The organism is Pseudophaeobacter sp. (assembly GCF_039971195.1).
Lineage (GTDB): Bacteria > Pseudomonadota > Alphaproteobacteria > Rhodobacterales > Rhodobacteraceae > Pseudophaeobacter.
In genome coordinates this window covers 1-5,814 of the sequence record NZ_JBDWPJ010000161.1, presented here as the reverse complement: position 1 = coordinate 5,814, position 5,814 = coordinate 1, and the positions used below count along the sequence as shown (strand labels likewise).

4 protein-coding genes and 1 pseudogene are annotated in these 5,814 nt (G+C 57.7%); 3 read left to right on the top strand and 2 right to left on the bottom strand.

From position 1 onward, the window contains the following. A pseudogene (locus ABJP42_RS14430) lies at window positions 1-119 on the bottom strand (TraR/DksA family transcriptional regulator); the annotation flags it as partial. A 362-nt stretch (window positions 120-481) separates the two neighbouring features. Next, the gene (lepA, locus tag ABJP42_RS14425; RefSeq protein WP_348341529.1) at window positions 482-2,281 is read right to left on the bottom strand and encodes a translation elongation factor 4; all 1,800 of its coding nucleotides are present in this window, start codon (window positions 2,279-2,281) and stop codon (window positions 482-484) included. A 35-nt stretch (window positions 2,282-2,316) separates the two neighbouring features. Between lepA and ABJP42_RS14420 the strand changes: the two genes are divergently transcribed. From ABJP42_RS14420 to ABJP42_RS14410, 3 genes are all read left to right on the top strand, one after another. Then, window positions 2,317-3,870 (top strand): hypothetical protein, encoded by a 1,554-nt coding sequence (locus ABJP42_RS14420; protein ID WP_348341527.1) that lies wholly within the window; start codon window positions 2,317-2,319, stop codon window positions 3,868-3,870. Between the two features lie 306 nt (window positions 3,871-4,176). Next, window positions 4,177-4,518 carry a hypothetical protein gene (locus ABJP42_RS14415; RefSeq protein WP_348341525.1) on the top strand — a complete coding sequence of 114 codons (342 nt, stop codon included), beginning with the start codon at window positions 4,177-4,179 and terminating at the stop codon, window positions 4,516-4,518. A 191-nt stretch (window positions 4,519-4,709) separates the two neighbouring features. After that, window positions 4,710-5,681 carry a LysR family transcriptional regulator gene (locus ABJP42_RS14410; protein ID WP_348341523.1) on the top strand — a complete coding sequence of 324 codons (972 nt, stop codon included), beginning with the start codon at window positions 4,710-4,712 and terminating at the stop codon, window positions 5,679-5,681. Window positions 5,682-5,814: the final 133 nt, after the last annotated feature.

Below are 5,814 nucleotides of genomic sequence, written 5' to 3'. Positions count from 1 at the left end.
GATCGATCCTCCCAGTCCTGCGGCATCGGCGCATCCAAGGCTCCCTCGACCTCCAAAAGATGCCCGGCCAAAGCTTTCCTACGCGTCTCAAGCGTCTGTTTGCGTGCTGAAAAGTCCATCGCTCATCCTCCCAAATCAGTTGCTGTCACATCAGCTTACCCAGGGGAAAGCCTATGGCATTGACCGAAATCAACAAACTCGCAAGATCTGGGGAGGAGGGGCCAAGCCGAAAGTCGCAAAAGCACCATCCTCGATTGGCCAAACACTCTTCGGCCACCCAAAGAGGGCCGTCAGGCGCAGACCCGCCCCCCCCCCCCCGATCCGGTCAATAACCTTACTTGGGACAAGCAAAAGACGAGGCCGAAGCCTCGTCTTTGTATCTGCTTCGCTCGCAGTAGCTTCCAGCGCAGAACACTTGGGCTGGACAGGCTCGCTGGTTGTGCCACCCGCTGTCGCCCACCCGCCGTGAGTCAGGACCGCTTTAGCTGTCCATTTTGAGGGCGGAAATAAAGGCTTCCTGCGGGATGTCGACCTTGCCGAACTGACGCATCTTTTTCTTACCTTTCTTCTGCTTCTCCAGCAGTTTCTTCTTCCGGGTTGCGTCGCCGCCATAACATTTGGCCGTCACGTCCTTACGCATCGCCGAGAGCGTCTCGCGGGCGATGACCTTGCCGCCGATGGCCGCCTGGATCGGGATCTTGAACATATGGCGCGGGATCAGGTCTTTCAGCTTTTCCACCATGGCACGGCCACGGGCCTCGGCACGGTCGCGGTGCACCATCATTGACAGCGCATCCACCGGCTCGTCGTTGACCAGCACCGACATCTTGACCAGATTGTCGGTTTGATAGCCGGTCATCTGATAGTCAAAGGAGGCATATCCTTTGGTCACCGATTTGAGCCGGTCGTAGAAATCAAACACCACCTCATTAAGCGGCAGATCATAAACCGCCATAGCACGGCTGCCGGCATAGGTCAGATCCGACTGGATACCGCGCCGGTCCTGGCACAGCTTCAGCACGTCACCCAGATACTCATCCGGCACCAGAATGGTCGCCTTGATGCGCGGCTCTTCCAGGTGATCCACATGGGTGAGATCAGGCATATCGGCGGGGTTGTGCAGCTCGATCATGGTCTCGTCCCGCATATAGACGTGATAAACCACGCTCGGCGCGGTGGTGATCAGCTCGATATTGTATTCGCGCTCCACCCGGTCCCGGATCACCTCGAGGTGCAGGAGCCCCAGGAAGCCACAGCGGAAGCCAAAGCCCAGCGCCGCAGAGGTCTCCATCTCAAAGCTAAAGGAGGCATCGTTCAGCGCCAGCTTGTCGATGGCGTCGCGCAGGTCTTCGAACTCGGAACTATCAACCGGGAACAAGCCACAGAACACCACCGGTTGCGCAGGCTTAAAGCCCGGCAGCACCTCTTCGGTGCCCTTTTTCTCATGGGTGATGGTATCGCCCACACGGGTGTCACGCACCTGCTTGATCGAGGCGGTCAGGAAGCCGATCTCACCGGGGCCCAGCTCCTCGATCACTTCCATCTCGGGGCGGAACACACCGATGCGATCCACATGGTGGGTCGAGCCATTGGAGAGCATCTTGATCCGCTCGCCCTTTTTCAGCACCCCGTCCATGATCCGCACCAGAACGATCACGCCCAGATAGGCGTCATACCAGCTGTCCACCAGCATCGCTTTTAATGGCGCATCGCGGGTGCCAGTTGGGGCGGGCAGATCCTTGACGATGCTTTCCAGCGTCTCATGGATGCCCTGGCCGGTTTTGGCCGAGACCTGAATGGCGCCCGTGGCCTCGATGCCGATCACATCTTCGATCTGCTCCGCCACCCGGTCACAATCCGAGGCCGGCAGGTCGATCTTATTCAGCACCGGCACGATCTCGTGATCGGCTTCCATGGCGTGATAAACATTGGCCAATGTCTGCGCCTCGACCCCCTGGGTGCTATCGACCACCAGCAAGGAGCCTTCAACCGCGCGCATAGAGCGGGAGACCTCATAGGCAAAGTCAACGTGACCCGGCGTGTCGATGAGGTTGAGCACGTAAGCCTCGCCGTCATCGGCCTTGTAATCAATACGCACGGTATTAGCCTTGATGGTGATGCCGCGCTCGCGCTCGATATCCATCGAGTCGAGGAGCTGCGCCTTCATATCACGGTCCTCCACCGTGCCGGTCTCTTGGATGAGCCGGTCAGCGAGGGTAGATTTGCCATGGTCGATATGGGCGACGATGGAGAAATTGCGGATTTTGGCCAGATCAGTCATGCATGGGGATATGTATAGATTCTGGGATTTGGTCAATGGATGATGTTGGCAAAGACATTCAAAAGCTTATTCGTGATCAGAAGACCTGGGAACGTACCGCTATTGCATTTGCGCTATCTGGTCCTTACGGATCTTCGCTTCAGGCACAGCCCAATCAACTAAACGCAAGGTCGACACTATCGTTTCTGCGTGCGCTGTTCACTACTCGGGTGGTTCTGTGCGATCCACCTGTAGCCCGAAGGTTATCTCGTGCGCTAGATGCATGTGCACAGGCCTTTCCACAAGATCTGGTAAGCGATCCAGCAGCAAATGCCAAACAGAGGCATAGAGACTTCAATGAGGTCGCGATTCCGGGAGGGCGGGTCAAAGCTAGTGTGAACTTAGCCTCCAACATATTCTACGGATTTGGCGATACCCTGGGGTGCCTACTAACCTCCCTGAGACAGCTTCACATCGAACAAGGATCAAGCGAAGCTTATGCTGCATCGGCTCATACAACTAGCGAAGAACTTTTGACCGGTCATCCAAGCTCCGAAGCCTACCAGCAATGGTTGTCGAGGTCGAATTCAGAAGCCAATGGCAAAAACGGGTTTGGTTCCAAAACATCATTCGGGGTTGTTCGATACCTAAGAGAAGAGGCCAAATGGTCGTTCTGGCTAGACTGGTACGCAAGCTTCCTTGACGGCAAACCGCTCGATTGGGAACTACAACGCCGGGTGGCACTGATTGAGGATGCCATCTGGGAGGCAGGCCCCGAGGCCGTCGCCAAGGAAATCGCGCGCATTCAGGCAGGAATGCTCGCTGAAAAGCTGCCAATGGCAGAGCGCATCGAGGTCAATCCCGACACTGGCAAGTTCCGCGCCATAGCGATCCTGGTGGAAAACCCCGCCACGCTCTCGGCCCTTTTATCACAAATCGAAGATGCGCTGGAGGATTGCCTCGGTGGCCACAACGGGTTGGCAGAACGATCCGGCACAGTGAAAAAACTCAACCGGGTTCTGACCAAATACAAAGACGACCCGCAGAATGCCGAACTCACCCTGACCCGCGTTGCAGGCAGCCTGCGCGGCCAATTGCATGACACGCGCGATCTGCCGGACAATGAGGAAAATCTCGCCCTGCTGAATGCGGTCGAGGAAGGCGTGCGCGGCATTCGCGCCAACCATCCAGAGGTCGCCAAAAACCGCGAACAACTGGCGCAGCAGGCTATCCACGCCCTCACACCCGAGGACAAGGATCTGTTGCAACAGGCGCTTCCGGTCTTGGCGGAAATCAGCGAGCCGGAACTGGCGGGTGACTTTGAAACGGATATTCCCGAGCTGATCAATGACGCCCTCCTGCCGCTCCCCGATGCCGCGCCGCCCCTGCCCGGCGCGGATGTGACGACACGGATCTTCAGCCGCGTATCCAAGATGGCTTTGCTTATCCAGAATGGGAAAGACCTAGCGCAAAAAGGCGCAGAGGCTTTTGACAGTGACGTCGTGAAATCGATCCGCCTCGCGGGGCTTGCAATTTCTGTCATGGGCGGAATTGGCGGGATACTATTCGCTCTCGTCAAAGTTGGTCTCAATATACTAGGCGTCCTCTGAAACTCAAAGGTCAGCGCCTGACCCTGGGTGGGTGCGAAAGCGCCCTCCCGTGGGGAGGGTCGGGCGCTGACCGGCGGTACCGCCGGTCTAAGGATCTGTTCATTTAAGCCCCCCACATCCGCGAGTATAGCGTTGCACCTTCCCAAGGTCAGACACCCCTCTCATCATTTTCCAGATCAGTAAAAATCCGGCAAAATCCTGCGCATTTGTGAAGGGTTTTTAACCACGATTGAATTTCTGCGCGGGCTTCGCCATATTCCCCCAAACCCGGTCCTACGATCCGGGGCAAAACACGAGGGACATCTGATGAAATTGCTGCCCACCTCCCTGCGCTCTGCAGTGCTTTGCACAGTATTGGCCGCTCAAGTTTTTGCCGCACAGATCGTCTTTGTTCAGCCCGTCCAGGCCGGCGCGATTGAGCGCGCCTGCCGCAGCTCAGACCGCTCTGCCGCCAATCCGGCGCTCTGCCGCTGCATCCAAAAAGTGGCCAATGTGCAGCTGACCTCTTCCGAGCGCAAAACCGTATCCAAATGGTTTGGGGATCCACATCAGGCCCAGGTCACCCGCCAGTCCAGCAATCACCGCGATGAACAGCTTTGGGAGCGCTACAAACTCTTCGGCGCTAGTGCCGCAAAAACCTGCGGCTAGCCCCCAGGCCCTGCTCCTTCTGATTTCACAAAGCCAAATACGGGGCTACTCACCTCCCGCAAAGTGCTTTAGCCCCTTGTGTTTCCAGCCAGTGCCGCTTTAGGGGGAACAGCAGCGGCAAAGGCACCCTTGACCCCCTAGTTCACGCAGGGGAAACTACAGTTAGTTAAGACATTTTTTGGAGTGCGGGCATGTTGATTAAAGGGGTCACACTCAGAGGGCTGGAGGTATTTGAAACTCTGGCAAAGACCGGATCCGTCGCCCTGACCGCGCAAGCAACCGGGCTGAGCCAGCCCGCCGTCAGCCAACAGTTGCGGAACCTTGAAAAAGCCCTGGGCGCAGATCTGGTGGATCATGGCCGCCGCCCTATGGTGCCAACCTCTGCCGGGCGCAATTTCCTCGCCCGTACCCATGCGGTTTTATCCGAACTGCGGCTGGCCCAAAGCGAACTGTCGATGATGGATCTCAGCCATCTGCCAGCGCTCTCCATTGGTTTGATCGATGACTTTGACAACGACCTCACCCCGCGCCTGGCCACTGCCCTGGCCGAAAGCCTGACGGAATGTCGCTTCAAGATGATCACCGCCTCCAGCCACGATATCCTACGCGCCATCGAAACCGATGAAATTCACCTGGCGGTAACCGCAACAACCGGCGCGCCGCAGGACGGGCTGACAGAATTCCCGCTGGTGCAGGACCCCTTTATTCTTGTGGCCCCCAAGGGCTTTTTTGCCAGTCAAAGCGAGGCCGCAGATCAGCTCAATCAGCTGCCCTTCCTGCGCTACGCAGCGGACCAACTGATCTCGCAGCAGATCGAGGCCCAGGTTCAGGCCCTGCAACTGGAGTTTGAAAACCGCTTTGAAATCGGCTCGCATCTGGCGTTGATGGCCATGGTCGCCCGCCGGATCGGCTGGGCGGTGACAACGCCGCTGGGCTATATGCGGGCGGCGCGTTTTCATGACGAGATCGAAGCCTTCCCGCTGCCCTTTGGCACTGCGGCCCGCACCATCTCGCTCTTTGCCAGCAAGGACTGGGCCGATGACCTGCCCCGCACCGTCGCGCAGACCACCCAGGGGCTGATCAAGCGGCAAATGGTGGATCCTTGCGTCGCCCGCCTGCCTTGGCTGGCGCAAGAGTTCACCCTGCTGGACACGCCAACCTAGGCTCTGGACCGATAAGCGGCATTGAACTTGATTGGTCGGTATGTTTCACGCCGCCAAACGATTGGGGGCATGATGCGTAACCTTTACTGGCTGAGCGACGATCAGATGCTGCGGCTTGCGCCGTATTTTCCGA